The 25601-nt window shown below is 58.3% G+C and carries 24 protein-coding genes; 22 read left to right on the top strand and 2 right to left on the bottom strand.

Features of this window, described 5'->3' with window-relative positions; genetic code table 11:
- Position 1: 1 nt before the first annotated feature.
- From K5H97_RS21780 to K5H97_RS30105, 5 genes are all read left to right on the top strand, one after another.
- Complete coding sequence (locus tag K5H97_RS21780; protein ID WP_023628770.1) at positions 2–349, top strand: Arc family DNA-binding protein; 348 nt, start codon at positions 2–4, stop codon at positions 347–349.
- A 1-nt stretch (position 350) separates the two neighbouring features.
- Positions 351–2063: a ParB family protein gene (locus tag K5H97_RS21785; protein WP_023628771.1), complete on the top strand. Its 1713-nt coding sequence runs from the start codon at positions 351–353 to the stop codon at positions 2061–2063.
- Positions 2064–2095: 32 nt separating this feature from the next.
- Positions 2096–2791 carry a DUF2857 domain-containing protein gene (locus K5H97_RS21790; protein ID WP_023628772.1) on the top strand — a complete coding sequence of 232 codons (696 nt, stop codon included), beginning with the start codon at positions 2096–2098 and terminating at the stop codon, positions 2789–2791.
- On the top strand, positions 2788–4086 hold the full coding sequence (locus K5H97_RS21795) for an STY4528 family pathogenicity island replication protein (RefSeq protein WP_023628773.1): 1299 nt from the start codon (positions 2788–2790) through the stop codon (positions 4084–4086). The genes K5H97_RS21790 and K5H97_RS21795 overlap by 4 nt, the downstream gene beginning before the upstream one ends.
- Before the next feature lie 295 nt (positions 4087–4381).
- Positions 4382–4798, top strand: coding sequence for a prepilin peptidase (locus K5H97_RS30105; RefSeq protein WP_372340171.1), 417 nt, complete (start codon positions 4382–4384; stop codon positions 4796–4798).
- On the opposite strand, the gene K5H97_RS21805 is transcribed toward K5H97_RS30105, so the two are convergent.
- Positions 4752–5120 carry a hypothetical protein gene (locus tag K5H97_RS21805; RefSeq protein WP_143524245.1) on the bottom strand — a complete coding sequence of 123 codons (369 nt, stop codon included), beginning with the start codon at positions 5118–5120 and terminating at the stop codon, positions 4752–4754. The two genes, K5H97_RS30105 and K5H97_RS21805, sit on opposite strands and share 47 nt — an antisense overlap.
- A 314-nt stretch (positions 5121–5434) precedes the next feature.
- On the opposite strand from K5H97_RS21805, the gene K5H97_RS21810 reads away from it, so the two are divergent.
- The 8 genes from K5H97_RS21810 (at position 5435) to K5H97_RS21845 (ending at position 14057) form a co-directional block, all read left to right on the top strand.
- On the top strand, positions 5435–6160 hold the full coding sequence (locus K5H97_RS21810; protein ID WP_023628776.1) for a PFL_4669 family integrating conjugative element protein: 726 nt from the start codon (positions 5435–5437) through the stop codon (positions 6158–6160).
- A 26-nt stretch (positions 6161–6186) separates the two neighbouring features.
- On the top strand, positions 6187–6702 hold the full coding sequence (locus tag K5H97_RS21815; RefSeq protein WP_230852995.1) for a DUF3158 family protein: 516 nt from the start codon (positions 6187–6189) through the stop codon (positions 6700–6702).
- A gap of 13 nt (positions 6703–6715) precedes the next feature.
- Positions 6716–7228, top strand: a complete 513-nt coding sequence (locus K5H97_RS21820) for a single-stranded DNA-binding protein (protein ID WP_028692973.1) — start codon at positions 6716–6718, stop codon at positions 7226–7228.
- A gap of 197 nt (positions 7229–7425) precedes the next feature.
- Positions 7426–7812: a hypothetical protein gene (locus tag K5H97_RS21825; protein ID WP_028692972.1), complete on the top strand. Its 387-nt coding sequence runs from the start codon at positions 7426–7428 to the stop codon at positions 7810–7812.
- A gap of 421 nt (positions 7813–8233) precedes the next feature.
- On the top strand, positions 8234–8431 hold the full coding sequence (locus tag K5H97_RS21830) for a CrpP family ICE-associated protein (protein ID WP_023628780.1): 198 nt from the start codon (positions 8234–8236) through the stop codon (positions 8429–8431).
- A 169-nt stretch (positions 8432–8600) separates the two neighbouring features.
- Positions 8601–9596, top strand: coding sequence for an Abi family protein (locus K5H97_RS21835; protein ID WP_023628781.1), 996 nt, complete (start codon positions 8601–8603; stop codon positions 9594–9596).
- Positions 9597–9745: 149 nt separating this feature from the next.
- Positions 9746–11656 (top strand): type I DNA topoisomerase, encoded by a 1911-nt coding sequence (topA, locus tag K5H97_RS21840; protein ID WP_023628782.1) that lies wholly within the window; start codon positions 9746–9748, stop codon positions 11654–11656.
- A gap of 436 nt (positions 11657–12092) precedes the next feature.
- The gene (locus K5H97_RS21845; protein WP_023628784.1) at positions 12093–14057 is read left to right on the top strand and encodes a DEAD/DEAH box helicase; all 1965 of its coding nucleotides are present in this window, start codon (positions 12093–12095) and stop codon (positions 14055–14057) included.
- 140 nt (positions 14058–14197) lie between these two features.
- On the opposite strand, the gene K5H97_RS21850 is transcribed toward K5H97_RS21845, so the two are convergent.
- Positions 14198–14848, bottom strand: a complete 651-nt coding sequence (locus tag K5H97_RS21850) for a hypothetical protein (protein ID WP_023628785.1) — start codon at positions 14846–14848, stop codon at positions 14198–14200.
- A gap of 276 nt (positions 14849–15124) precedes the next feature.
- On the opposite strand from K5H97_RS21850, the gene pilL2 reads away from it, so the two are divergent.
- From pilL2 to pilV, 9 genes are read left to right on the top strand one after another with little or no spacing between them, the layout of a single operon-like run.
- Positions 15125–16264, top strand: coding sequence for a PFGI-1 class ICE element type IV pilus protein PilL2 (pilL2, locus tag K5H97_RS21855; protein ID WP_028692970.1), 1140 nt, complete (start codon positions 15125–15127; stop codon positions 16262–16264).
- On the top strand, positions 16261–17976 hold the full coding sequence (gene pilN / locus K5H97_RS21860) for a PilN family type IVB pilus formation outer membrane protein (protein ID WP_023628786.1): 1716 nt from the start codon (positions 16261–16263) through the stop codon (positions 17974–17976). Before pilL2 ends, pilN begins: the two co-directional genes overlap by 4 nt.
- Positions 17977–17988: 12 nt before the next feature.
- A complete protein-coding gene (gene pilO2 / locus K5H97_RS21865) occupies positions 17989–19314 on the top strand; it encodes a type 4b pilus protein PilO2 (protein WP_028692969.1) in 1326 nt (441 codons plus the stop codon).
- A complete protein-coding gene (pilP, locus tag K5H97_RS21870; protein WP_023628942.1) occupies positions 19304–19819 on the top strand; it encodes a type IV pilus biogenesis protein PilP in 516 nt (171 codons plus the stop codon). The genes pilO2 and pilP overlap by 11 nt, the downstream gene beginning before the upstream one ends.
- 12 nt (positions 19820–19831) lie before the next feature.
- Positions 19832–21370, top strand: a complete 1539-nt coding sequence (locus K5H97_RS21875) for a GspE/PulE family protein (protein ID WP_023628941.1) — start codon at positions 19832–19834, stop codon at positions 21368–21370.
- Positions 21363–22529: a type II secretion system F family protein gene (locus K5H97_RS21880; protein WP_023628940.1), complete on the top strand. Its 1167-nt coding sequence runs from the start codon at positions 21363–21365 to the stop codon at positions 22527–22529. Before K5H97_RS21875 ends, K5H97_RS21880 begins: the two co-directional genes overlap by 8 nt.
- A 22-nt stretch (positions 22530–22551) precedes the next feature.
- Complete coding sequence (locus K5H97_RS21885) at positions 22552–23067, top strand: type 4 pilus major pilin (RefSeq protein ID WP_023628939.1); 516 nt, start codon at positions 22552–22554, stop codon at positions 23065–23067.
- Positions 23068–23078: 11 nt separating this feature from the next.
- Positions 23079–24023, top strand: coding sequence for an ATPase, T2SS/T4P/T4SS family (locus K5H97_RS21890; RefSeq protein ID WP_023628938.1), 945 nt, complete (start codon positions 23079–23081; stop codon positions 24021–24023).
- Positions 24013–25209, top strand: coding sequence for a shufflon system plasmid conjugative transfer pilus tip adhesin PilV (gene pilV, locus K5H97_RS21895; RefSeq protein ID WP_222577997.1), 1197 nt, complete (start codon positions 24013–24015; stop codon positions 25207–25209). Before K5H97_RS21890 ends, pilV begins: the two co-directional genes overlap by 11 nt.
- Positions 25210–25601 lie beyond the last annotated feature (392 nt).

The raw sequence follows: 25601 nt of genomic DNA on the forward strand, positions 1-25601 counted from the left end.
CATGAACGCAACCAATTCCCGTACCGCTGACAAGTTCGTGGTTCGCCTGCCGAATGGCATGCGTGAACAAGTGGCAGAAGTCGCCCGCAAGAACCATCGTTCCATGAACAGCGAAATCATCGATCGCCTCGAGCAATCGCTACTCAACGGTCAATTTGAGCCGGCGCAGAAAGCCCAGGGCGACGGCGCCAACGCAGAGGAGTTGAGATCCGAGCTGACCCGCGCATACCGGATCATCGATCGCCTGTTGCAAAATGCTGTTCCAACTCAAGACGACATTCAGGAAGTGCTGCACCTGGTTCGCCACTCTCCTCTGGCTCACCCGCACGTTGCTGCGGTAGGAGCTTGAGATGGCCGCTACAGACCTCAAAGCCAAGCTTCTCGCTCCAGGCTTCACCCCTACAGGCACCACCGCGGCCATGAGTGACCCTATCGCGGACACCCCATTGGTGCTGACTGTCGAGCAGGTCCTCCCTTGGGAGGATAACCCTCGTACCACTCGCAACCCACGATACGATGAACTCAAGGAGTCGATCCGCCACCGTGGCCTCGACACCCCTCCGCCTGTAACACGCAGACCTGGAGAGGAAAAATACCGGATCCGCAACGGTGGGAACACGCGAATCACAATTCTGAAGGAGCTGTTCCAGGAAACTGGCGACGAAAGGTTTCAGAGGATTAATGTTCTGTTCCGCCCATGGGATCAGATCCGAGGCGAGATCGTGATGCTCACCGGTCACCTGGCCGAGGATCTCAAAGGTGAGCTCAAATTCATCGAGAGAGCTGTCGCGGTGGGTCGAGCGAAGGCGCTTTATGAGGAGGAAAGCGGCGAGACCATTTCCCAGCGCGAGCTCGCTCGACGCCTATCTAAAGATGGGTACCCTATTTCTCAGTCCCATATCAGCAGGATGCTGGATACCCTGCAATTTTTGCTGCCTGCAGTGCCTGGTTTGCTCTACTCCGGTCTCGGTATCGACCGGATCACGAAAATAATCGCGCTGAGAAAATCTGCATTGGCTTGCTGGGACAAGCATTACAGCAATGAAGGCGTTGACTTCGAAATGCTGTTCCAGGACGTCCTTGCCCAGTTCGAGGGAGAAGCGGAAGAATTCCTGTTCCAGCGCTTCCAGGACGAGCTCATCGGCACGATGAAAAAATCGCTGCAGCTCGGCTACGAGGACATTCTGCTGGAGATTACCCAGCAGCAGGATAAGCTCCGTCGCTCAACGCCAGTGGTAGAAGTGCCGAGTACCGGCAAGTCCAGTAATCATCCCGCCAGTCTTTTGGGTACTGGTACAGCTTCACCGGTACCGGTACCGGCATCGCAACAGCTACCTGAAGCTACTGGGAGTTCGCCGAAGCCTTCTCAGCCTCCCCACCAGCCAGCTGCTCCAATGCCGGGAGCTTCGCTCACACCAGAGCAAGAGCAGGAACGGATTGCAGGGCATATCGCGTCCCCAACGAACCTCAGCCAGCGGGTGATCGAGACAAAAGCGAAGGTTGCCGCCCTCAGCGGGGAAACGCTGCCCGATTTCAACTCGAACTGCCTGGTCGCCATCCCCGTGCAAGCCGGCGGACTGCACCCCATTACCGACCTCTGGTACATCGAGCGTCAGATTGACCAACCTGGCGAGTTGCGCAACCAGGTAGCCCAACTGGCCGTGGAGATCCTCGAATCTGTCAACGGCCCTGGCGATATCCAGGTAATCGATGGAGGGATCGGGTTCAAGTACAAACAGCCGGAGACCGAAGTTGAAGTCACTGCAACAGCTCAACATACGCTGACACTGCTTCAGTCATTGAGCGGTGCGATGGCTATCGCACTCAAGATGCTGAACGAGCAACCAAACCCTGCCAGTGCATTGGGCGAATTTGAGTTTGCTGCCGGCCTGGGCCAACTGCTGCTGGGCCAACCTCTGGGTGCTGAGCAGGCACCAGGTGACGAAGGTCGTTTGAGTGACGGTGCGCTGGTCAAGTTATTCCGCATCATTCGGCTGGCTCGACGCCTGATCGACTTGGAAATCGAAGAGTTCAAACGGTCCTCGCCAGTCCAGGACAACTGAACACTCGATGAGATGAATGGGAGGGAGTCTCAATGTCCAAGTCAACACTTAACGAAGCGGTTCTCTCACAGCTGCTTGACCTCATGCGTAACGGTCAACTTCAGCGCTGTGTAGAGATGGGAGTTGAACCAGAGGTGCTGGGCCAGATCCAGCACCCAACAGTCCTCAGTTTGCTCCGCAATACCCCTGTTTCATGGGTCAACGTGTCAATCAACAGCTCAATGATCCTCAAGCTGCTGACCGGCGCCGCGCGTACAGAAGAGGAAACTCGGCTTATCGAGCGCGCGATCCGGCTGGGGGCCACGACCAGCTTGCTCGGCAAGTTCTTCGGGCTCACACCTCAAGAGATAGCCTTGCAGCGTACCGTCATTGGGGTGCGTGCCCCACGCGGTCGATGGCCAGAGCTCTCTGAAGATCAGGATCACCATATTTGGCATCGCTGGACCAAGTTGATGGATGAGCACCGCGTCGAGCTCGAGGACAGCTTGGCCATGCTCGACGTGGCCATGCTGGTTGCCGAGGAGCTGAGCACGGACGGTCTCACGCTTGCGCAGATCTGGTCACGGATCACTCAGTGGGTCGAACAAGGCTTGTATCCAGGCAGCACTGAACGCTCCCGAGTCACTGAGCGACGACAGCTCACCCTTTTGGATGAGGGCGGCCTACGTCATGTCGATGAAAGCGGCACCGCCTCTATCCATCCTGGAGAAGGCGATCAGAGAAGATGAAGCTCACACGGTTCCCGATTTCCACGCTCCTAGATTCGGCCTCGGGGCAACTCGAGGCCCATGTGCAGAAGAAGAGAGCTGAGGACACCGCCCCTACTGCAGCGCCTGCTACACCCTACTCCGGGATAATTTTCAGCGGAAATCCGCATGAAACGGTCCCGCGTAAACTCCTACTCGACAATCGGTTGACCCCCTTGGAACGCAATTGCTGGCAAGTCTTTCGACTGCTGGTCAATGAAGATGGAATCACGGCTTTCCCCACCTATGACCAACTGCGGCCCTACCTCGGCATGAATCCAGGTAAACACGCCTCTAGAGAAACCGTGGCAAAAGCCTTGACGGTGCTCCGTCTGACCCGCTGGTTAAGCCTGGGCCGGACGGTGCGGAATGAGATCAACGGCCAGGTTCAGGGGAACGTCTACCTCCTACACGACGAGCCTGTCACGCCGGCGGAGGCCCTGGAGTTCGACAAGGACTACATGACCTTGCTGATGCAATCCATGGAGCATCAGAACAAAGCGATCAAGGACATCGCGGCAATTACCTGGAGAGAATTCACCAGCGATCCAGACGTTGGGCGACGACTTCCCTCGCGCATTGACACGATTAGCGATCGACTGAACGCCCAGACCTGGGCAGTTGAAACCAAACAAAATGCACTGCCTGCGCCTGAGTTCGGAATCCGAACTCAGCAAGACTTAGCCGTGGATGGACTGAGTTCGGAATCCGAACTCAGTACGAACTCAGCGAAACAGGGGGCCCTCCCCCTCAGTTCGGATTCCGAACTCAGCCTGAAACCACTGAGTTCACCCTCAGTTCGGATTCCGAACTCAGCTAGTACGTATACAAATACAGACAAGTCTGTATCTAAAAGCTCTGTACAACCGCGCGAGAGTGCAGGTGTGAACTGGTTACTTGCCCTAGATCTCCTCAAGCCAGAGGACCGTGTGAAGGCACGTGAGATCATGGGGCCGGTACCGGAGAATCTCCGAGAGGCGGTGATCAACCAGTGGAAGCATCGCTGTACTAGCGGGAGTGTCGCCAAGCCCCTCGCGTACCTGACGAGCCTTGCAGGCAAGGCCATACGGGGTGACTTCAACGCAGAGTGGAGCCCTACAGCGCCTGCTGCAACTCCGACGTCATCGCCAGCGGCCAGCGTGGTAGCACGGCCCACTCAGCCCGCCGTTCCCAAGCCGGCACCGACAGCGACTGCGATGCAGACAGCAAATTCCGCGCTGACCTCGCTGCAGGCCCTGCTTGACCCTCGACGCCGCGTGGAGCCCACCGATGAGTGATTGGATGGGTTCTACGATCACCCTGGGATTTGCCTCTGTTGTGATTGGTATGCTGGCGGGCCGCGTTTGTACCTGGGGCGCTTGCTGCCTACCTGCACTCCTCAAGCGCCAATGGCAGCGGGATGCACGGGAACTGCTGGGGCTGGATTCAGAGAAACATTCCGACCTTCAACCGGCCAGAACCCCTTCGCGAGTAATCTGGACCGCGCAGATTAGCTGCGCTGCGTTGTCACTCGTGGTGACAATGCATTTTGGGCCAACTATGCAGGCCTTCTGTGCCCTGCTGTTTACCTGGATGCTTCTGGCTTTGAGCTTGATCGACAGTGAGCACCACCTACTGCCGGATTCGCTGGTAATACCAGGACTCTGGGCCGGCTTAGTCCTCAACTCCTTCGGACTGTTCACGGTACTGCAGGACGCTCTTTGGGGGTGTGTCGTTGGCTTTGGCTTCTTCTGGTCTGTGAGTCAACTAACCGGACTAATCACTGGCCGAGAAAGCATCGGTAGAGGCGACATTAAGCTGTTGGCATTGATGGGTGCGTGGGGTGGCCTACAGGTACTTGGCTGGACTGTAGTTTGCTCTCTGCTAGGTGCAGGTCTAGCCGCAATGCTTCTCATACTCCTGGGAAAGCGATCTACCGACGCAAGAATTCCATTTGGTCCGTTCATCTCCGCCGCAGGCTGGAGCGCATTTGTGATTCTAACTCATTGATTAATAACCCATGGACCATTAGTCGAGTGATGCGGCCCGCATCATTCACCGGCATCGACACCGGCGCGAGCCAGGTCGAGTGGTTCCACCGGAATCCCCTGATAGTGAGGCCCGCATCATTCACTGGCACCGACACCGGCGCGAGCCAGGTCGAGTGGTTCCACTGGAACCACCTGACAGTGATGCGGCCCGCATCATTCACCGGCACCGGCACCGCCGTGAGCCAGGTCGAGTGATTCCACTGGAATCGCCTGATAGTGATGCGGCCCGCATCACTCACCTGATTCGACACCGGCGCCGAGGCCGGGTCGAGTGGTTCCACCAGAATCCCCTGATAGTGATGCGGCCCGCATCATTCACTGGCACCGGCACCGGCGCGAGCCAGGTCGAGTGGTTCCACTGGAACCACCTGACAGTGATGCGGCCCGCATCATTCACCGGCACCGGCACCGCCGTGAGCCCGATCGAGTGTTGTCACCGGCACCACCTGGGAGTGTTGCGGCCCGCAACACCAGGATGGTGTGCGCCGACTATGACAAATCCAGCACCCCGGGTTCTTCATTTATTACTGCGCGCCCAACAGCCTAAAAGCAGCATGGACATCGTTCACCCACCTTATATAAGGAAACCATGTCCATGGCTGACAACTATCAGCTCAACATCGGCTCCCTCAGGAGCCAGGTCCAGCTGACTCTCCACACCCACCATGCTGCCCGAATCTGGCTGGGCCGCCAGAAGACCGATGACAAACACAGCATCCTCGGGCTGGCGGGCTTCTGCCTCAAGATCAACCAGATCGACCGTGGAGCGGCCCAGGACGACCCATACTCGGACTGGTGGATGATCAGGATCGAAGAGAAGATTCAGGAAGTGGACGATGCCCTGAAGGCCATCGACAGCCGCCTGGATGAAGTGATGGCCCAGTTGCCCAAGGCGCTCGAAATCGGTGAGAACCTCTCCATTCAACCGCTGAAGCTGCCACTCTTCATTTCCAACCCGCTGGGCTTCAAGGGCGTCCATCTACTGACTCAATACGACGAAGTCGTCCGCCGCATCCTGCTGGCTCAGCACGTCGCCATGATCGGCCGCCGCGATGGCGAGATCTGGATCGACGAGGGTGCTCACCTGCTGCGCAGTCTTTTTGGACTGGCCCAGCTCCATCGATTCTCCGGTGCATCGCGTGACGACTTCGCCGCCAACAATGCACGGGCTGAAAACGCGCGCGAGATGTACAAGCGCTACGGCGACATCCCCCAGGACATCCTGGAAGGCACCCGCAGGTCGAACTTTGCCCCGCCCATCCGCCGTGGTTCCGCAGACCCGGTCGAGGATCTGGATGACGATCTCGAAGGCGAGGCCTGATCCTGATGCGTTTGGACCCCCAACCCATGGAGGCCCTGCAACAGGGTGCCTTCAAACCGCTGCAACAGGGTGCCTATCAGGCGCTGCAACAGAGTGCCTCACTAAAAGGCCTTTTAAAGCCCTTTAAAGGTAAGGGGGAGCTGATCCAGTTGGCGGAGCATTGCGCATCGCTGGAGGCAGGGTTGCGCGCCATTACCCAGGAAGTGCTGGCCCAGGTCCGTCAACATCCATTCGCCCTGCTGCCCGTCAGGCTCATCGAGCAAAACACAGCGGCTGGCACAACCTTTCTTCGCTGGCAAAGCGTGCAAGGTCGGCGCATGGGTGTCGGCGTATGGGCCCAGATGATCCACGCCCCCAAAACACCAACCCACTTGCTGCAGGACCTGTTTGCCCTGGAGCAACACCGAATCACCCTGAACATGCAGATCAGCCTCATCCACTCAATCGGCAAACAGGCCGCCGAGTGCGCAGAAAAAATGGGGCAGGCCGAGGCCGAATATCAGGCTCGACTGCAGCAGGTCATGAACCCACCTCAACACTGAACGGAGATACACCATGGGTACACCAGTAGTTTGGGAAGGCAACGTCGGCAACGCTGCCGAGCACCGGTCGTTCGCCAACGGCAACAAAGATCCGCGGCACATGCTGCGACTCAATGTGATGTTCGACAACTCGATCCCTGATGGCCAGGGTGGCTACAAGGATCGTGGTGGCTTCTGGGCCAACGTCGAATGGTGGCACCAGGATGCCGAGCGGTTCGCAGCGCTGTTCCAGAAGGGCATGCGCGTTGTGGTGATTGGCCGCGCGATCATGGACAGCTGGACGGATAAACAAAGTGGCCAGGAGGTGTCTGCGCTCAAGGTCGAAGCCAGCCGGATCGCGATTCTTCCACATCGCATCGAGCACGTATCTCTGTCTGGCGGCGGCGGCGGTCAGCGTCCGACCAACCAACCGCTGGGTCAGGCGCGCAGTCAGACCAGCGGTGGCCAGGCTCAAAACGTGCCTCAGCCGAGCCCCGAGGACATGCGCCACTACGGCGAAGGCTTTGACGACGACATCCCTCTGTAGCCCCCCCTTAATTTGGCGCGCCACATCGCGAAGCTCCTGGTGACAAGGATGTCACTACGAGCTACCCCTCCCTTCGATGAAGCTTCGCCGTAGAAACCCAACTACATCTTGGCAGGCATTTTTCAGGCGCCGTTCGTGAAGTTGCCGATGACAAGGACAGCGCCTCGCCACCTATTTCCGCTTCGAGGTAACGTCCCGTGCACCACGACTACCCGGAATATCCATCCGTCAAAGCGACGGTAGACTCCTCGCGCTACATGGAAGCCGTACAAGCTCTCGAAGGCGTTCCCCAGGTCTTTTGCGACGGCGAAACCATCCTCCTGCCCGAGGCTGAGGTGAAGGCCATCGAAATGCTTCGCTCCCAGTTCAAGGCCACCTTTGAGTATGGGCAGGCCGAGGAGTATCAGTTTGCGACCAAGGCCCGGGATGCAGGAGTGACGGCTGAGCTCCTGCGACTTGGGCAGGCAGTTTGCGACATCACAGGCCAACACGCTGAGGTGATGGTTCGTGCCGCATTGGAAGACCCCAGCGCGACGCTGCTGGCTTGGTCGGCACTCTACCGCTCAAGCATGATTCCCCACTAGGTCTGGCACACGGGCATTGGTGTGGGGCCTAATTTTTCCGCCGCCATTCGTGAAGTTTCTGGGAGCCAGAACAGATCGACGCGACCGCCCACTCGACACTTGGCGTCAGATGCCACACAACTCCTGGCGGCCAGAACCTACTGCCCAGGGTCGCGCGCCTCGGGAAGCTCCCGCAACCAGGACGGCAAGTCGTGGCCGAAGGGGCGCTGCAAGCAGCGCTTGCCCAGGTCAGGAGGCGGTTGAAATCGTCGCATTGGCAAATTACCATTTCCTGAAGGCATCTCCACCCTACAGCTGCTAACGTGTTTAAAAATTAGCTACTGGAGTCGAAAAAAGCGCCTTGTCGCGAGGCTTCCGGTATCAAGAATGTTTGAGGCGTGATCTGCCCGGCAGGTGCAGGGGCACTGATGAGGAGCATTCGATGCAGCATGTAGTGGCCCAGGAGCGAAAAGCGGATAGGCGCCAGTTCAACAACCCCCATCCTGCGGTGGAGGCTGCCGGAGTGGAAGCCGCCGAGAAAGGGCTGCCCGTGTATGCTTGTCCCTACAAGCACCCCGCCATGTTGGCCTCTTGGCTTAAAGGGTACAATCGAGCCCAGCAGCTCATCCTCAGCCTCTGACCTCTTGCTCTTACAGCCTCCAGCTTGCGGTGGCCTTCACAGCCAACCTGCTGATTTTGTCTTGACACCCCTCCGCCTTCTCCCTAGAATCACCGCCCAATCGCGCCTGAACCTCTGGTGCTGGCTTTGTCCAGTATTATGTTTGGGCCTTCTTTTATCTGGAACATGGATGTTGCAGCAGCTAGCCCCTCCTAAGCCATTCAAAAATTATTCCGAACTGGTTGAGCTACTGATTACCAGAGGCATGCTCGTACCTGACCCCAACCGAGCAGAACGGAAGATTTCACAGATCGGCTATTATCGGCTCAGTGGTTACTGGCAGCCCGCGCGCGACTTTGATAGGGACGAGCAACAGAATGTCCTTATCTGCCAAGTAACACGCAAACCGCGTAGAAAAAGCAATTTTCTACCTGACACAACCTTCAATGACGCCGTCGATCTTTATCTTTTTGATAAGAAACTTAGACAACTCATGCTTGACGCGATTGAACGGATTGAGATCCAGGTCAGGACTGTAATTGCTCACGAGGTTGGCTACCACTCACCAATGGCGTATACGGACTCGCAGTTCATTCGCCCTAAACAGACCGAAGACTGGAATGACCGCAAAACTAACCAAAAACGAAATACTTGGTTAGAGTGGCAAAAACGCCAAAAAAATCTGTTGGATCGTAGCCAAGAAGACTCCATTGAATGGCATAGACGCGCGCACAAAGCTATTCCGTTCTGGGTAGCTGTGGAGGCATGGGATTTTGGTACACTATCGAAATACTTCGAAATCCTCAAAGGCAACCATCAAAATCGCATTGCGGCTCGACTAGGTATTAGTGATACCCACGTGCTAACTCAGTGGCTACGAGAGATAAATACCTTGCGCAACAGGTGCGCACATCATACTCGTATTTGGAACCAAGTAGCGGCCAACCCGCTCTCCGTTCTTGACAACCCTTATTTTCAAAACCTGGCGCTTGACCAAAATGCCCGATCTCGAATATTCGGGCTAATCAGCGTCATCTGGCTGCTTGTTCAACGCTTGGGGCCAAGTTCAAGCTGGATAAAACAGGTCGCAGATCTACTCGACTCTAAGCCCTCCTTGCCTGGTTGCCAATTCTCCTCACTTGGGCTTCCAGAAGCTGGATTCCCCAGGAAGCTCTTTGGAATCTGATCAAGGAGACTAAATTGCACCACTCCTCATCACGCAATTCATAAAAGCAATCCCAACGAATTCCCGCCCTTTCAGTTGACCATTTCGCGTTGTGCCGCCTCCGGCCGGCGGCAAGAGTGCGCTCTGTTCGAACTGTTCAGGGTCACCTTATGAAACTCATGATCATCGAGGCACCGGGCAAGCTGAAGAAGCTAGGGCCCATGATGAAGAAGATCCGGCCTGGCGAGCAATGGACGGTTGTAGCCACTGGTGGCCACATCCGAGACCTCCCTGAAAAGGGGATGGACGAGACGATGATCACCACTGGGGTGCTCAAGAACCTCCGGCCGGTGTACGAGATGCTGCCCAAGAGTGCCCGCAACGTCAGCACGATCCGCAAGGCGCTAAAGGACGCCACCGAGGTTTATATTGCCACTGACCCGGATCGCGAAGGTGAAAGCATCGCCTGGCACATTCAGCAGGCGCTGCGCATCAGCGAGTACAAGCGCGTCACCTTCAATGAAATCACACAGAATCGTGTGCGGGAGGGTTTGGCTAACCCCCGCAAGATCGACGGCCAGCTCGTTGCTTCACAACAGTGCCGTAGGGTGCTCGACCGCTTGGTGGGCTACCCCGTCACTCAGGAGCTGCGCCGAGTCATGGGGCAACCCACGTCAGCGGGCCGTGTACAGTCACCTGCGCTCTACCTGGTTGTACTGCGCGAACGGGAGATCCGCAACTTCAAGGTCATCCACCACTTCGGCGCAGAACTGACCTTCAGGGACGAAGCTTCCAGCTTGGCCTGGACTGCCGCATGGCAGCCGGTGCCGGATTTTGCCAGCAAAGAACACCCTTACGTCCAGGACGGCACGCTCGCCGCCCGGGTCGCCGCCACCCGTGCAGTTATCGTGGAATCGTGCGAAGACGGCAAGAAGCGGCGTCCGCCGCCCGCACCGTTCATTTCGTCCACTTTGCAGCAAGCCGCCAGCGTGGCGTTGAAGTGGGACCCCGACAAGACGATGCAGATTGCGCAACGCCTGTACGAGCAGGGTGTCATCACATACCACCGGACGGACAACCCCAACCTGGCCGATGAGGCCATGCCTGACATCCAGGCTGTCGCACGACGCCAGGGGCTCGACGTTGTAGACGAACGCCGGACGTTCAAGGCAGCAGACAGCGCACAGGAAGGTCACCCTGCGATCGCGCCAACCGCTTGGGATGATGAGGTTGCGGGAGAGTCTTCCGATGAACAGGCGCTGTACAAGCTCATTCGGATCCGCGCACTGGCCAGCCAGCTCGCCGATGCCATCTACGACGTGCGTACCGCAAAGTTGCTGGCCAAGGGGCCGGATCAAAGGCCGCTGCGCTTCGCTGCGACGGGTAGCTCGGTAGCCTATCTCGGCTGGATGAAGCTCCTGCAGCAAGACGACACGGATGAGGAGTCGACCGACCTGCCCAAAAATCCAGTGCCGGCGCTGCAACCTAAGCAGATCCTCAACGTACTCCAGGGCGAGGTGTTGAACCAGAAGACCAAACCGCCAGGGCGCTTTACTAAGGCCAGCTTGATCAAGGAACTGGAGCGTCGTGGGATTGGCAGGCCCAGCACCTTCTCCGCGATCGTTAAAAACATCACCAGCAAGGGCCTGGTCGTCGAGGAAAAGCGCAAGCTGGTACCAGGACCGCTGGGAGAGGCTACCGTCGCCCAGCTGGAAGGCCGATTCAGCTTCCTCGAGCTGGCTTTCACGAGCACGCTGGAGAAGGACTTGGATCGAATCGCCCGCGGTGAGGATAGGTACGGCCCTGTGGTCGCCAAGTTCTACGAGCACCTCCAGAGTGAGCTGGAAAGCCTCCGACAGGCGCCCACAGTGGCGATGAAGGCGCGGTCGCCTGAATCCTCATCGGGCGCCCAGGACGGCTACTCCTGCGGCAAGTGCGGGATGCCTCTCGCGCGCCGACAGAAGCGCGGCGATGGCGGTTACGACTTCTGGGGATGCACCGGGTTCAAAGCGAACAACTGCCGCGTGAGCTACCCCACAGTGGGCGACAAACCTGATATGACCAAGCCCAGGGGCATGTAGGCGAAATGTTTCGAAGGCGGTAATCCATTTCTCCTGTAGCAGGTTTCCCCCAACTGCCAATCTGCTCGCTCTTACGGGTGCGGGTAGGCGCACCTTGAATGATGACGAGTTGACTACTCATCCTCCCGGAGGTGCTTGTGGCCCGTTCCAAGAAAGTCATTGACCGGTTGAAGGCCGAGCAGGCGGACAATCCGAAGGTCCCTCATTATGAATCCCGGCCAGGCGAGTCGTGCTGGCCGTTACAACCTGACGACATCAAAACCGCTGGGTACTGGAAGCAGGAACGCAGACGTGTGCCGAAGGGCTCAGAGCCTGCGGCGTACGTAATCAGTGGCCAGGGAGGGTCGCTTCATGGCTCAGTACTCTTAACCCGATGGGTGCCTGCCTACCACCTGGACCAGACTGTGCCGATGAAGTCCAAGAGCGCGGACGCCAATTGAAACGGCCACGCCTCCTCAATAGCCAACCAGTGTTGCTCGAAGCCGCCGTATTCGACGGCTACGACATGGGCATCCTCATGCCTTACATTGAAGGCGCAAACAAGGTCATGTTCGCACGGAGCGGGTTCTTCATTCGCCGCAGTGATCACCCGCTCTGCCGCTACTGGCGCGTGCCCAAGGCCAAGCTCATCGACGAGCTGGACCTGGTGTACCACCAGCTGATCGAGCTGGCCGGTGGCAAGGTCACTGAGTCATGGCAGGCCTTCCGCCAGAAGATCGAGAGCGCGCTGGCCAACCCACGCCGGGACGCGTTCATCTCGGGAATGCTACTGCGAATTGCCCCGCTCGCCGACGGCGGTGTGCTGCTGTCCGGAGATTATCATCCTGGAGTAGTTGCAGTGGCCCGCCGGATGCGGGGAGTGTTCCTGGGCAAATCCAGCTCGTGGCGAGTCAACGCCACCGCCGAAATCCTGCGCAGCAACCTGGTCCTGGAGCTCGGTCTTGTGGAGGAGCAGTTCGAGATCCTGGACGTGGTACAGGAGCTCCTGGGCGATGGCTCTGTGGTTCCAGCAGCAGACATTCCACGCATCAGCCTGGGCGGTGCTCCTCAGGAACCCTCGACAGCCGCCAGCGGTGAGGAGAGCTCCAACGACATCTACCTCGCTGCCGTCTCGCCGATTGAACGCACCGAGTTCTCAGATGCCACGATCGCCCAGGCCCTGGTCGGCTATTCCCTGCTCGATCACCAGCCTGCTGGCATCGCTCACCTGCTCCAGCGCACCAGCGCACTGCTGGCTGATGATATGGGCCTCGGCAAGACGCGCCAGGCCATTATCGCGGCGCATATCAGTGCAGCCGGTCGCCCGATCCTGGTGGTGACCCTTTCCTCGTTGCTGATCAACTGGCAGCGCGAAATCCTGGCGGTCTACCCCGACGCGACAGTCGCTGTGCAGAAGCACGACCCGCTGGTCCAATGGATGCTGATCAATTACGAGCGTCTCGGCGACTACGTGCTGCTGGCTGAGCATTACCACGTTCTAGTGGTCGACGAGGCGCACCAGTTGAAGGAGCCGACTGCCGAGCGTACACGCCATGGCTTCGATATCGCAGCCAAGGTGCCGAATCGCTATCTGCTGACAGGCACGCCTGTCCTCAATCGCGAGACAGAGCTGCACACCCTGCTACGTCTATCGGGGCACCCGGTCGGCCAGTTGCCCCTCAGCGATTTCTGCGAACGCTTCGCCGGCAGCCCAGAGTTCCGGCAAAACCTCCGGGCAGAACTGGGCGACTGGATGCTTCGCCGGCGCAAAGACGTTCTGCCCGGGCTCAAGGGTAAGCACCGGCAGTTGCTGCCCGTGGCGATGGGGGTGGAGGAGCGGAAGAAGTACGACAGCATTCGCCTCGAGGACAGGCCCATCTTTGCCAGGCTCGGCGCGCTTCGCCATTACCTGGAACAGGTGAAGGTCAGAGTCGCTATGGACCTGCTGGGCGAGCTGGACCCCGAAGACAAGGTCATCCTGTTCTGCGAGTTCAAACCCACCGTCGCGCGCCTCAAGGAGCTGTGCGATGCAGCCGGTATCGGGAACGTCACCCTGGTCGGCAGTGACACACTCACCAAACGCCAGAAGGCGATCGACAAGTTCCAGGGCGACCCCGACTGCAGGGCTTTCATCTGCACCACCCAAGCCGCCGGTACCGGCAACAACCTCACGGCCGCCAACTACGTCTTCTTCCTGGGCCTGCCCTGGACACCCGGACAACAGGATCAGGCCGAGGACCGGGCGTACCGGAATGGTCAGCTCAGGACGGTGATCGTGAAGATCCCCCTCGTGGAGAACAGCATCGATCAGCAGCTCTGGCAGATGCTCTTAGCGAAGCGCCAAGTCAGCTTGGAGCTCATTGAGCCGGAAGAGCAGCAGGACGCGCTGGCCAAGGCAATGCTTGCAGCGACTATCCAGTAAGTAGGATCGCTTGGGAATCACAGTTTGAGCTCATGAATGATATAGCTCCGAAACTTAACCCTTTCAACGTGAACCCAATGACTACTACCAACCTAAATCCTTGGAAAACAGGCCGATGCATTGCTGCCAAACATGGGCCATCAGATTATACCGGCGTCTCTCTGTAACTTGGCGATATAGGAGTTCAACGCCTTAGCAAATACTGGCAGGGTCTCATTCACAAAAACCCAATCAAAAGTCAGTAAGGCGCTGGTCCATCCTACGCTGTAGATAACCCCATCCTCACCGATTTCTTTGTCCCCATGAGTCATGTTGAAGCTTTCGTGATCAAAGTGGGCACCATGCTTGTCTCTGTATCCCTTCGCGGCCTCTAGAAACTCATAAAACTTGACTTTAACGTCACCTGAGAAGGCCTCAGAAATCACCTCAGCGACAATCGGCTCCCAAAACGATTTCTTATTTCCCGCAATAACCCCGGGTTTACCCCAACCAGAATTAAAAATAGTGCACAACTTTATAATGATTTCTTCTGTGATTAATTCATCAATAAGGTGAACATCGTGAACATCAGGAAATAAGGAGCCATGCTCTGATTCAAAACTATCTAATGCCTCGCCCTCAAGTCGCAGACCAGTTTTTAATCTGCGACGTTCCTGATCATACAGCTCAGTAATATTTTTTGGCCTTCCAGTTCTGCAGAAGCGGTCTACTCGTTGCATAAGCGCCAGGAGATCCAAAACCCTAGCCAGTGCTATTTGCCACAAATACAACCTACCTAGTGTTTCTTTCATGGTTATCTTTTTTAATTTGGTATTGAAGCGGACATGATCGCCGACCTGGGCGGTGATGAAATGCACTTTAGGCCAAGAGATACTCTCAGCGATAGGCCGATCAGCCTTACGCCAAGAAAATCATGCCCCCCTGGCCGCTGCCGAGGGCACCCAAGACAACCCGTTGCACGAACTCATCAGCCCACCGGAAAAATCTGGTCCTGCGAGATATTGATTTCCAGCTGCGCGGAAAGCTATCGGCTGTCACCGTTGCCTTCAATGACTACAGGGGGCCTCATGATCAGGCAGTTGACCACTCTCTCGCTCGCCGCACTCGTTGCGGGTTGTGCGATTCAGAAGGCTGAGCAGCCGCCGAAGCCGGCGTTCGATAGCAGCCGCAATCCCGAATGGCTGTCTCCGGACATCTACCCGAACGGAGCAAGTCCGGAGAAGGAACCCGTCGTTCGGTATGGCCGCTACACCTTGGTGAGCACCCAACCCGACGCGAGCCAGCGCGACCTGATGGCACAGATCATCGACGTGACCATCCCATCGAGCATGAACCCCAGCGTTCGGGACGCCATGCTCTACGTGGTCGACCGGTCAGGTTACGCCCTCTGCCCGCCCAGCTCGCAACACGTCAACATCCTGTACACCCGACCTCTGCCAGCAGCCCAGTACAAGCTCGGCCCAATGACTCTGCGAAACACCCTGCAGGTCCTCGCGGGCCCGGCCTGGCAGGTGAAAGTCGATGAGGTGAACCGTCAGGTGTGCTTCGTGCTTCGCCCCGGTTACCAATTGCCAACCCCGTCGACGCCGGCAGGCCAACTCTACGCCGACAAAGCGCGGGCTCCTGGAACCAGCCCCGCCACACCAGCCTCGACGCCAGGCGTAGTCGTCGCCGCAGTGCCTACTCCCGCCCCCATCTCCACGACTACACCCGCTGTCGCAGCCCCAGCGGCAGTGGCTCCCGCGCTCCCCCCAATGGCACTCGCCAAGGATGGCTCTATCCCGGCTGCGATGGTAACCACCGCGGCTAAACCTTCGACACCTGCGTCCCCAGCACCGAATGCGCCCAACCAACTTGCAGCATCCAAGCCAGCGGCTGCCGTGACCACTACAGCAGTGGTGGCCCCGGCCATCGAGGTCAAGCCCGCCACACCACCCCGGCCGCTGCCCCAAGTATGGACGGCCGAAGTTGGATCAACCCTGCGCGATACCGTTGAAGAATGGGCCAAAAAAGCCCGGTGGCGGGTGATCTGGGCCCAGGAAGACCTCAACTATCCGATCGAGGCACCGCTGCACTTCGAAGGCCCGTTCCAGGAAGCCATTAAGCAGCTGTTCCCGCTCTACGACAATGCCCCGCGATCCTTCGTCGTCGACGGTAGCGAAGGCTCCCAGAGCGTCTTGTACGTCGCTGAGAGGAAGAAGAAATGAACAAGTTTTCTTGGGTCCGCTGGGCATTGACCCCGATCGCCTTGGCCCTGCTGAGCAGCTGTGCCGTGCAACGGGTTAATGAGTCGTTCGACCGAGCAGAGTTCCAGGGCCGCACGGCTGGCCAGTACACCAAGTTCCTGCAGAACCAGCAGCCACAACAAAACCGCGACACGGTCGTTTTCAGCAACAAGCCCTGGGTTTCCACTGAGCCGCTGGTGACCAGGCGCGGGCTCCCGTTCAGCCTGGACCGTGACATTGCCTATCGGCCTGCAGGCCCAGTGTCGATCACCGACGTGGCTCAGCTGATCACCAAGGAAACCGGGCTGCAGGTCATTGTAGCGCCTGACGCATTGAACCCCGGGATCCTCTCCTCGAAGTCTGCCGGCACTACCGCTCGCGGCGCCGCTCAGGCTGTACCTGATCCAGACAGCCTAGCGGGTCTTCTGCCAAATGGCATGGCGGGGGCAATGCCTGGCAGCGCAAGCTCATTCGACTTGGGCCTCGGCAGCGGAGGACTGATCTCCGGCCTGAACTACAACGGCAAAACCTCCGGGCTGCTTAACCAGGCCACCTCACGCCTGGGGCTGTCGTGGCACTTCGACCCTGAGCTGCAGGGCGTGCGCATTACCTACTTCGACACCCGCACCTTCGACGTCTGGACATTCGGCGACGAGTTGGAGATCGAGAGTACCGTCAAGTCGGGCCTGCTGACCTCCACCGGCAACGGCGACTCGGGCTCTTCGACATCTTCGGGGGGAGCCACGGGTGAATCCGGCAGCAACCAGAGCACCAAGTCGACGTACAAAACCTCACTGATGAGCGACATCGAGAGCAACGTCAAGGCCATGCTCAGCATGCAGCCTCCAGGGCGGCTGTATCTCTCTCGCTCTACCGGCACGCTCACCGTCAGCGACCGGCCGGAGGTGCTGAATCGAATTTCGGCCTACCTGAAAGATACCAACCGCAGCATCACTCGACAGGTGCTGTTCAACGTCAAGGTCTACGAGGTTAACTTCAGCGACAGCGACCAGACGGCTGTCAACTGGAGCGCTGTCTACAAGTCCATCTCCGGGAAATGGGGTTTCGGCCTGAGCAACACCGTCGCCGGCATCAGTTCCGAGGCGATCTCTGCCAGCGGCAGCATTCTGGATACGTCCAGCTCTCCGTGGGCAGGCTCCAAGGCCGTCGTGCAAGCCCTGTCAGAACAGGGGCGCGTCTCCGAAGTGCGCTCGCCATCGGTGACCACGCTGAACCTGCAGCCGGCACCGATCCAGATCGGCAACGTCCAAAGCTATGTCGCCTCCAGCTCGACCACCACCACCGCTTCCGTCGGTTCCAGCACCGCACTGACACCGGCGACGATCACCAGTGGCTTCAACATGATGCTGCTGCCCAAGCTCCTGGACAAAGAAAACATGCTGCTGATGATCACCCTCAGCATCAGCAGCAAGCCAATCTTCAAGGACTTCGAGAGCAACGACTCCAAGGTCCAGACCACGGACTACGACACCAAGAACGTGGCGCCCAAGGTCCGTCTGCGCAGCGGTGAGACACTGATTCTGACTGGGTTCGACGAGAACGGGGATGACGCCCGTAAATCCGGCGTTGGCAGTCCTAGCTTCTTTGGCTTGGGCGGTGGGCGAACCCGCTCGACGTCCCACAGCGCCCTGGTGGTACTGGTGACACCAATCGTCCTCCCGGACAACCTGTAAGTGGCGGCGCTCATGAACACCGATACACACAAACCTTCGAGCCGGGTGCAGACCATCCAGCACCGGGGGCGTGTCTTCGTCACTGGCATGCTCTGGACGCCCCTGGGCAACATGACCAGCTACATGAAGGAAGCCCGTCAGTATGGCCATGAGCACGGCCTGGACATCGTGGCTATCCGAAGAACGTCGCTCATGATCCAGGCGGGCTTTGTTTCCCGCTCCGCTGACGTTCACAAAGGCATGTACTCGCTGGCTGCGACCTTGGCTGGCCAGCTCGGTGATTCATGGATTGCTGCCTGGGCCGTCGACGCCGATCAAGATCGCTATGCCATCGTCGCTGTCCATGAGGGCAGGATCATCCCGGGTTGCGACCTGATTGCCACGGCATCGGAAGTCCGTAAACGGGTGTTGCAGCAACGCAGTCGCGGCATCCAGTTTGAGCGAGAGTTCTTACCAACCGAGTTTGGCATGGGCGGCGACCTCATCGACATCGATGAGCTGCTCCAGCCGTCCCGGCTCAAGCGTGAATACCGGCTGCGTCCACTCGTGTTCGGTATGTCCAAGCCTGAGCTGGCTCAGTTGCTCCTGGTGGCCCTCTTGATCGGTGGAGGGCTACTGGCCTGGTCACAATGGAAATCCCATCAGGCAGAGATCGCGCGTCAAGCTGCCATCGAGGCGGAGAAGAAACGCCTCGAGGAGCTGGCCGAGCTGCAGAGGCAAACAGGCACGGAACAACCCATCCAGGCGCTGGAGCACCCCTGGGCGAAACAGCCCTCGGTCACCGATTTCGTTGAGGCCTGCAGCAGGTTCATGAACCGATTGCCGCTGAGTATCCGCGGCTGGCCCTTCATGGAGGCAAAGTGCAACAGTTCACAGGTTATTGCGACCTACGAACGCGCAGGTAACAGCACCGCTCACGAGTTCACGATGGCTGTCGCAGAACTCTTCTCTATCCGCCCGGAGTTCATCAATCAGGGTAAGACCGGGCTGCTGAAATTCGACATTTCCCTTGATGCTGCCGGTGACGACGCCCTCATTGAGGCCAGAGATGCTCTGGAGAATTTGACCAGTTGGTTCCACGGTTTCTCTCAGGAACCGCAGTTGCAACCGATCCCCGTTGTTACGCCTCAGGAACCTGCTCTGCCAGGTCAACCCACGCCACCTCCGCCGCCGCCTCCCCAGTGGCAGCAGTACCAGCTGTCGTACACCTCTGGCGTGCTGCCCTACGACTCCTTCAATGGCGCTCCAACCCAAGGGCTGCGCCTGCAGGAGATCAAGACCGAATACAAGGCCGACCACCTGATCTGGTCAGTCACAGGAGTCCTGTATGCGAAATAACTTCAGCCTGATCCTGCTCACGCTCTGGATGCCAATTGCCGGAGCACAGACAGCGACAGATCTCTCAGCCATCAGCGTCGGCGAGCTCGGCAAGGTGCAGAGCGAAACCATCTTGTTCAAGGCAAAAGCCGAACGCGCGAAGGCAGAGCTCGAGGCAAACGGCACACTACCTAGCCCCCCCCAGCCAGTGACGCAGTTTCCTACTGTCGGGCTCACTCCCGCCATGACGGCTACATCCTCAGGGCCGCGCCAATCGGCATTGCCGGTGGTGAAAGAAATCAGCGGCTCCGGACAGAAATTACGGGCAAGCCTGATCTACAGCGACGGCAGCGAGCTTGACGCCAAGCCTGGCAGCGAGCTGCCGAACGGTTTCCGGGTCCAACAGATCACGCTCGATGGGGTCGTGCTGACCAAGGAGGGAAAGCGATACCCACTTGGATTCGGTAACCGGGTGGTATCTCAGCCACAACAGAGCCTCCCCGGCCTCCTGCCCGGCCAACCCTGAGGAGTATTGACCATGACCGAGCTATCCGCAGAGCCCGTCGATCTTGAGCCTGCCGAACTGACTTTGGCGCCGTTGCCAGTGGCGGTACTGACCGCCCCAGGCGGCCCTCATGCGATTAAGGAAGACTTGCGCCAGGTCCTGGCCATGACCGCCGATGGGAAGCTGTACATCTCTCCCCAACACGTCAGTGACCCCTACGTGATGGCATTCATGGACCAGCTTGAGCACAAAGGCATTGACTACGAAGTGGTCTTAGCCTCGATGACTGAGATCAAGACGCTGTATCAAGCCTCGGCGTCGAGGGGCATGAAGGCACTTGTCGAAACCCAGCGCCAAGCCCAGGTGGTGGAGTTCATGGGGGACGCCCACCGGCGCGGCGCCAGTGATGTTCACATCGTCGTTTCGCACGATGTCACCCGGATCAAGTATCGGCTGTATGGGGTCCTTCAGGAGGTACGCCAGGAAAAGAGCGACGTAGGGCGTGAATTCTGCGCTGCTCTGTACAACAGCATGTGCGATGTTTCTGGCGATTACTACCAGCCCCACATCGCTCAGGATGCCCGCGTCAGCCGTAAGTTTGTCGACCAACTGGGCTTGTACGGCGCTCGGGTTGCAACCCGGCCGCTGGTGGATGGCCCGCTGATGGTGATGCGTCTGCTGTACGACGATACCTCCAAGCAGAGCTTCGAAGAGCTCGGCTTCCTGCCTCAGCAGATCGAGCACTTCAGAAGACTGCGGAGCCTGCCTTACGGACTTAACCTGATTACTGGCCCAACAGGATCCGGAAAATCCAAGACCCTGCAGGTCAATCTCAACGCGCTGTATGACGAGACTGGTGGCTCCAGGCACATCCTCACGCTCGAGCATCCCCCTGAGTATCCGCTCAAGGCTAACCAGTCACCGATTTACGCCGGCGAGACTTGGGGTGACGGTATTACCAATGCCGTACGGCTTGACCCAGATGTCCTCATGTACGGTGAGTTGCGCGACCTGGCGTCAGCCCAGGCGGCGTACACCGGCGCCATGACTGGTCACCAGAGCTGGTCAACCCTGCACACGAACAACGTGATCGCCACCATCCAGCGCCTGATTGACATGGGCGTGGCTGATTACCTGGTCACCGATCCACTGCTGACCACTGGGATCGCTAACCAGTCATTAGTGCCGGTGCTCTGCCCTGCTTGCCGCATCCCGCTGCGTGAGCATAACCACGGCATCAGCAAGGATCTCTTCGCCCGGCTGAAGCAGCTGCAGATCGTCGACCAAGTCAATCTGGTCGGTGAAGGTTGTAGCAAGTGCAGGAACCTTGGGGTCGTCGATCGCACCGTTATCGCCGAAACCTTGCTGACCAACGTCAAGCTCATGGATACGTTCACCAAGCGCGGTGCAAGCGCTGCGCGCAGGTACTGGGTCAACGAGATGGGTGGCATCACCAAGATCGCCCACGGGATCATGAAAGTCACCAGCGGGATAGTAGACCCACGCGATGCCGAGCTCTTCGCTGGGCCGCTCGACTTCGACAGGCAGCTGATGGAGCAATCCGATGTTTGAATTGCTTCAGGACTTCTGGACAGGTGTACGGGAGGCCGCCCAGGGCTGGGCGGTCACCTTCTATGCAAAGCAGTTTGGGAAGAACGAGCGAATCCAGTTCTACGAGAGCCTGATGGGCGTCCTGGAGGACGGTATCCCGATCGAAGAAGCACTGGAGACCGTTGCCAAGGCGTTCAGCAATGACGGTAAAACGATGCATCCCGTGTCAGTCATTTGTGGTCAGGTGGCGATGCTAGTGCGGGGAGGAAAATCTCTCGCCGACGCCTGCAGGAGCCATTTGCCATATGACGAGGCTTCCCTGGTCGATACCGGGGAGAAAACCGGCAACCTTGTGGAGGCTTTCCGGGACTGCGTTCGGCTCATCGAGGCCCGCCAACGCATTTCTCGCCTGGTTGTCTCCGTCGTAGCGCTTCCATCGATTACCTGGAGCCTCATGGGGGCGCTGCTGTATGTCATCGCCACCTGGATGGTGCCGTCGATGGCTCAGCGGCAAGATCCAGAGCTGTGGACCGGCATCCCAAGTCTGCTCTATGTAATTTCCAAGGTAGTCACGAACTACGGACTTCTGATCGTTGCAGTCGTGCTGACCCTGGTCGTCGTCTCGTTCGTGACCCTCCCATACTTCTGCGGCCTGCAGGTTCGACCGAACAGCCCGGTTTGGAAAACGCAGCTCAGCTTGCTACTGCAGACCACCAGGCTGCGGCTCGAAGGCATTCCCCCCTGGTCAATCTACAAAGTCCTGCACGGCTCAATCTTCCTGCTGAACATGTCAGTGATGCTCCGCGCCGGGGTGGGCCAACTGAGTGCGCTCAGCATTCTCAGCCGGAGCGCCTCTCCCTGGCTGCGAGAAAGGATCGACGCCATCAACTACGGCGTCAGTTCGGGTAAAGACTTCGGTACAGCACTCAAATTAGCCGGGCACCAGTTCCCGGATCCGATGGCCATCCATTTCCTGCAGGTCTTGGCCACACGCCAAAGTTTCGCCGCATCGATGGAGAGGTTCGCCAATCGCTGGCTCGAGCAAATGCTCAAGCGGGTGGAAACGGTCTCGAAGTCCCTTACAGCCCTATCCGCAGTCATCATGGGCCTGCTCATGATCTTCGTGATGGTCGGCATCTTCCAGCTGGCCATAGGCCTGATGGACTCAATCCAACACTAAGCACACAGCCCAGAGGCAACCAATGACACTCTCTACCCCAAAAAACCAACGTGGCTTCCTGTCCATCGACGGCGTGATGTGGATCATGCTCATTACCATCGCCTTAGGTTTCATCGCCTGGATCGGCTACAAGATGCTGGGGAGTTCCGATGCCGCTGTAGAGCAAAGCAACATCACCACCATCATCACCAACGCCAAAAAGCTGAAGGGATCTTCTGGATATGGCACATCGGGGACTAATCTCGTGCCTTCGCTGATCGCTATCGACGGAACCGGCTCAATGGGCGTTTCGGGCACCACCCTGACCAACCAGTGGAACGGCGCCGTCACGCTTGTGAGCAATGGCATGACCTTCACCCTCTCCGAGAGCAACGTCCCCAAAGCGGCTTGCATCACGCTGACCACCAAGATCGCCAAGGACAAGCAGACCACCACCGCCATCAATGGTGGCTCGGCAACCAGTGGCGAGGTCCTTCCCGCCGCCGCTACAACAAGCTGCTCCAACGAAATGAACTCGATCTCCTGGACTACTTACTGAAGGCTGCCAGCGTGAGCTTGATTGCAGATGCTGAGTTCGTGGACCTCTATCTTGGCCATGATTTTGCCGATGTGAAGGGGCTGGCAGGTCAGCCCCGCAAGGCCGCCGCTCCTCCGGAGTGGTTGACCGAGATCCAGGAACTGAGGGCGCGGTGTCTGCATCAGTACGAGACAACACGTGAGCCTGAATTCGCCCTCGTGTTAGAGGATCGCGTGCTCTTGCGAGTGACGTACAACCTGGACGTCTTCACTAAGCCGTTTTTTGTGCTGAATCGGTCAAGAGCAACCATCATCCCTCTCGAGGATCTTGGGTTACCGGACCATATTTACGAGTGCCTGCTCGCCGAAGAAACCCGGGGCCTGGTGTACTTCGCTGGTGAGATGGGCACCGGCAAGACCAGCAGTGCTGCCTCGGCGGTGAAGGCCCGCCTGACATCACGCGGCGGCCTGGGCCTGACTGTAGAAGACCCGCCGGAAACGCTCCTCCAAGGCGAACATGGCTCTGGCCGCTGCATCCAGTTGCCGGTTTCCCGTATGCAAGGCGGCTATTCAGAAACGCTGATACGCGCTCTTCGAACTCGCGCTGACCTCATCCTGGTCGGTGAAGTTCGAGACACGGCCACTGCCGCTGAAGTCATCAAAGCATCCATCAATGGCCATCTCATTTTCTCCACTGGGCACGGCGGCAGCATCGGGAGCTCCATCCAGCGCCTGGCTGTACTTGCCGAGCCCATCATGCCGAATGCCCTGGAGGTGCTCTCACAGGGGCTGACTGTGGTCATTCACCAAACCCTCCTCCGTCCAGACCACGGACAGCCGCGACTCACACTCCAAACGCTGTCACTGACCCTGGATGACGCGCCGTCCATCCGCGAGAAGATCCGCAGCGGACATCTTCAGATGATCGAGCAAGACATCGTCACCCAATCGAACAGGAGTCTCTGGCATGGCCAGTAAACGCGGGCAGGCTGGATTTTTTACCATTGATGGCCTGTTCGGCCTGATAGTGATGAGCATCATGCTGTCTCTCGCGGGTTGGTGGATGCTCAATTACGGCAACCAGCAGGACTACCGGATCGCCGCGGAACACCAGCGGACTGTCGCTGACGCTTTTGCCAAGTACCTCAAGGACAACTACTCCGTGGTGCTCAGCAATGCTGGCCCGACTACGCCTGTCCAGGTCACCGTAGACATGATGCAAAACACCAAATATCTGCCGGCGGGCTTCAGCTCGACCAATAGCTTCGGCCAGACCATCGTCGGCCTGGCCAGGCGCCTCAACGCTAACCAGCTCGAGGCCATTGTGGTGACCACCGGTGGCCAGGTCATCCCGGAACTCGGCATTCGGACCATCGCTGAGCATCTTGGCGGGCCGGGCGGATTCATATCGTCACTCAAGCCCGGAGTCATCCAGGGTGTGCGAGGTGGATGGGAAGTGGCGCTCAGCAACTACGGCATCAACCCTGGGCAGGGACATACCGCGAGCGCGCTCTTCTTGATGGACGGCGAGCTGGCCAACGACTACCTCTACCGCAACGCTGTCCCAGGCCACCCTGAATACAACCGGATGAACACCGCGATCGATATGGGTGGCAACGACATCAACAATGCCCGCGCGGTCACCGCGACGAGCGACATCACCAGTAAGGACGGCTGGTTCAGAAGCCAGAACGACACTGGGTGGGTGAACGAGAAGTGGGGGGGCGGCATCTACCAAGCTGATGCAGACTGGGTCAGGGTTCTTAACGACAAGGGCCTGTTGACAGGCGGAAAAATCCGCGGCGGGACACTGCAGGCGGACGGACGTGTGACAGTTGGGGAGTATCTGGATATCGAGAGCACCGCTGTTGAAGGACAGGCGTGCCCGAAGATCGGCATCCAGTCGAAAAACAACCTGGGCGCGCCCCTTACCTGCCAGTGCCTCACACCTTCTTGCCAATCCGGGGTGTGGAAGGAAGCCGGGGGAGCTGATCGATGGGGAGGCTCGTTTTGGACAGCAACTCATACAAGCGGTGGATGTCCAAATGCCAATCCATACACTGGTTCCTGCAGCTGTCCTGTTGGATATTCGCCAGTACAATCATTTGCGATACAAGTTGGTGGTTGCAATCCTTGCAGAGCCTTTAACTGCTATCGGCCGTGATTGCCAATCCGGTGCGTGGCGGCAGGCTGCAGCAAAATTTGAGCTGACCGCCGAATACATTGCCGGCTACCAACAAACAGTCCGCATGATTGCGAGCACTGAAGGATTCTGCTTTCCCACCCTGATCGGCATGGCTTCTTTGAATAACTACGATAGTTATTGGGGGAAGATTTACATAGGGGCTGATGGTTTCTGGTATCTATCAACTGCTGATAGCTCATACCCAAGAGGGCAAAGTATGTACGCGCGATGCGTGCGATCCTAGTAGCAGCTTCAGGCGTCTAGTTACATGCGATCACATAGCTACATGCACCGCCTGGGTTGAATGCACCTTTGTCATAGAAGCCACAGGTTACGATCCGATTGCTATCAGCGTAAGCGTAGTTACCGCC

It is taken from the genome of Pseudomonas mosselii (genome assembly GCF_019823065.1).
GTDB classification, from domain to species: Bacteria; Pseudomonadota; Gammaproteobacteria; order Pseudomonadales; family Pseudomonadaceae; genus Aquipseudomonas; species Aquipseudomonas mosselii.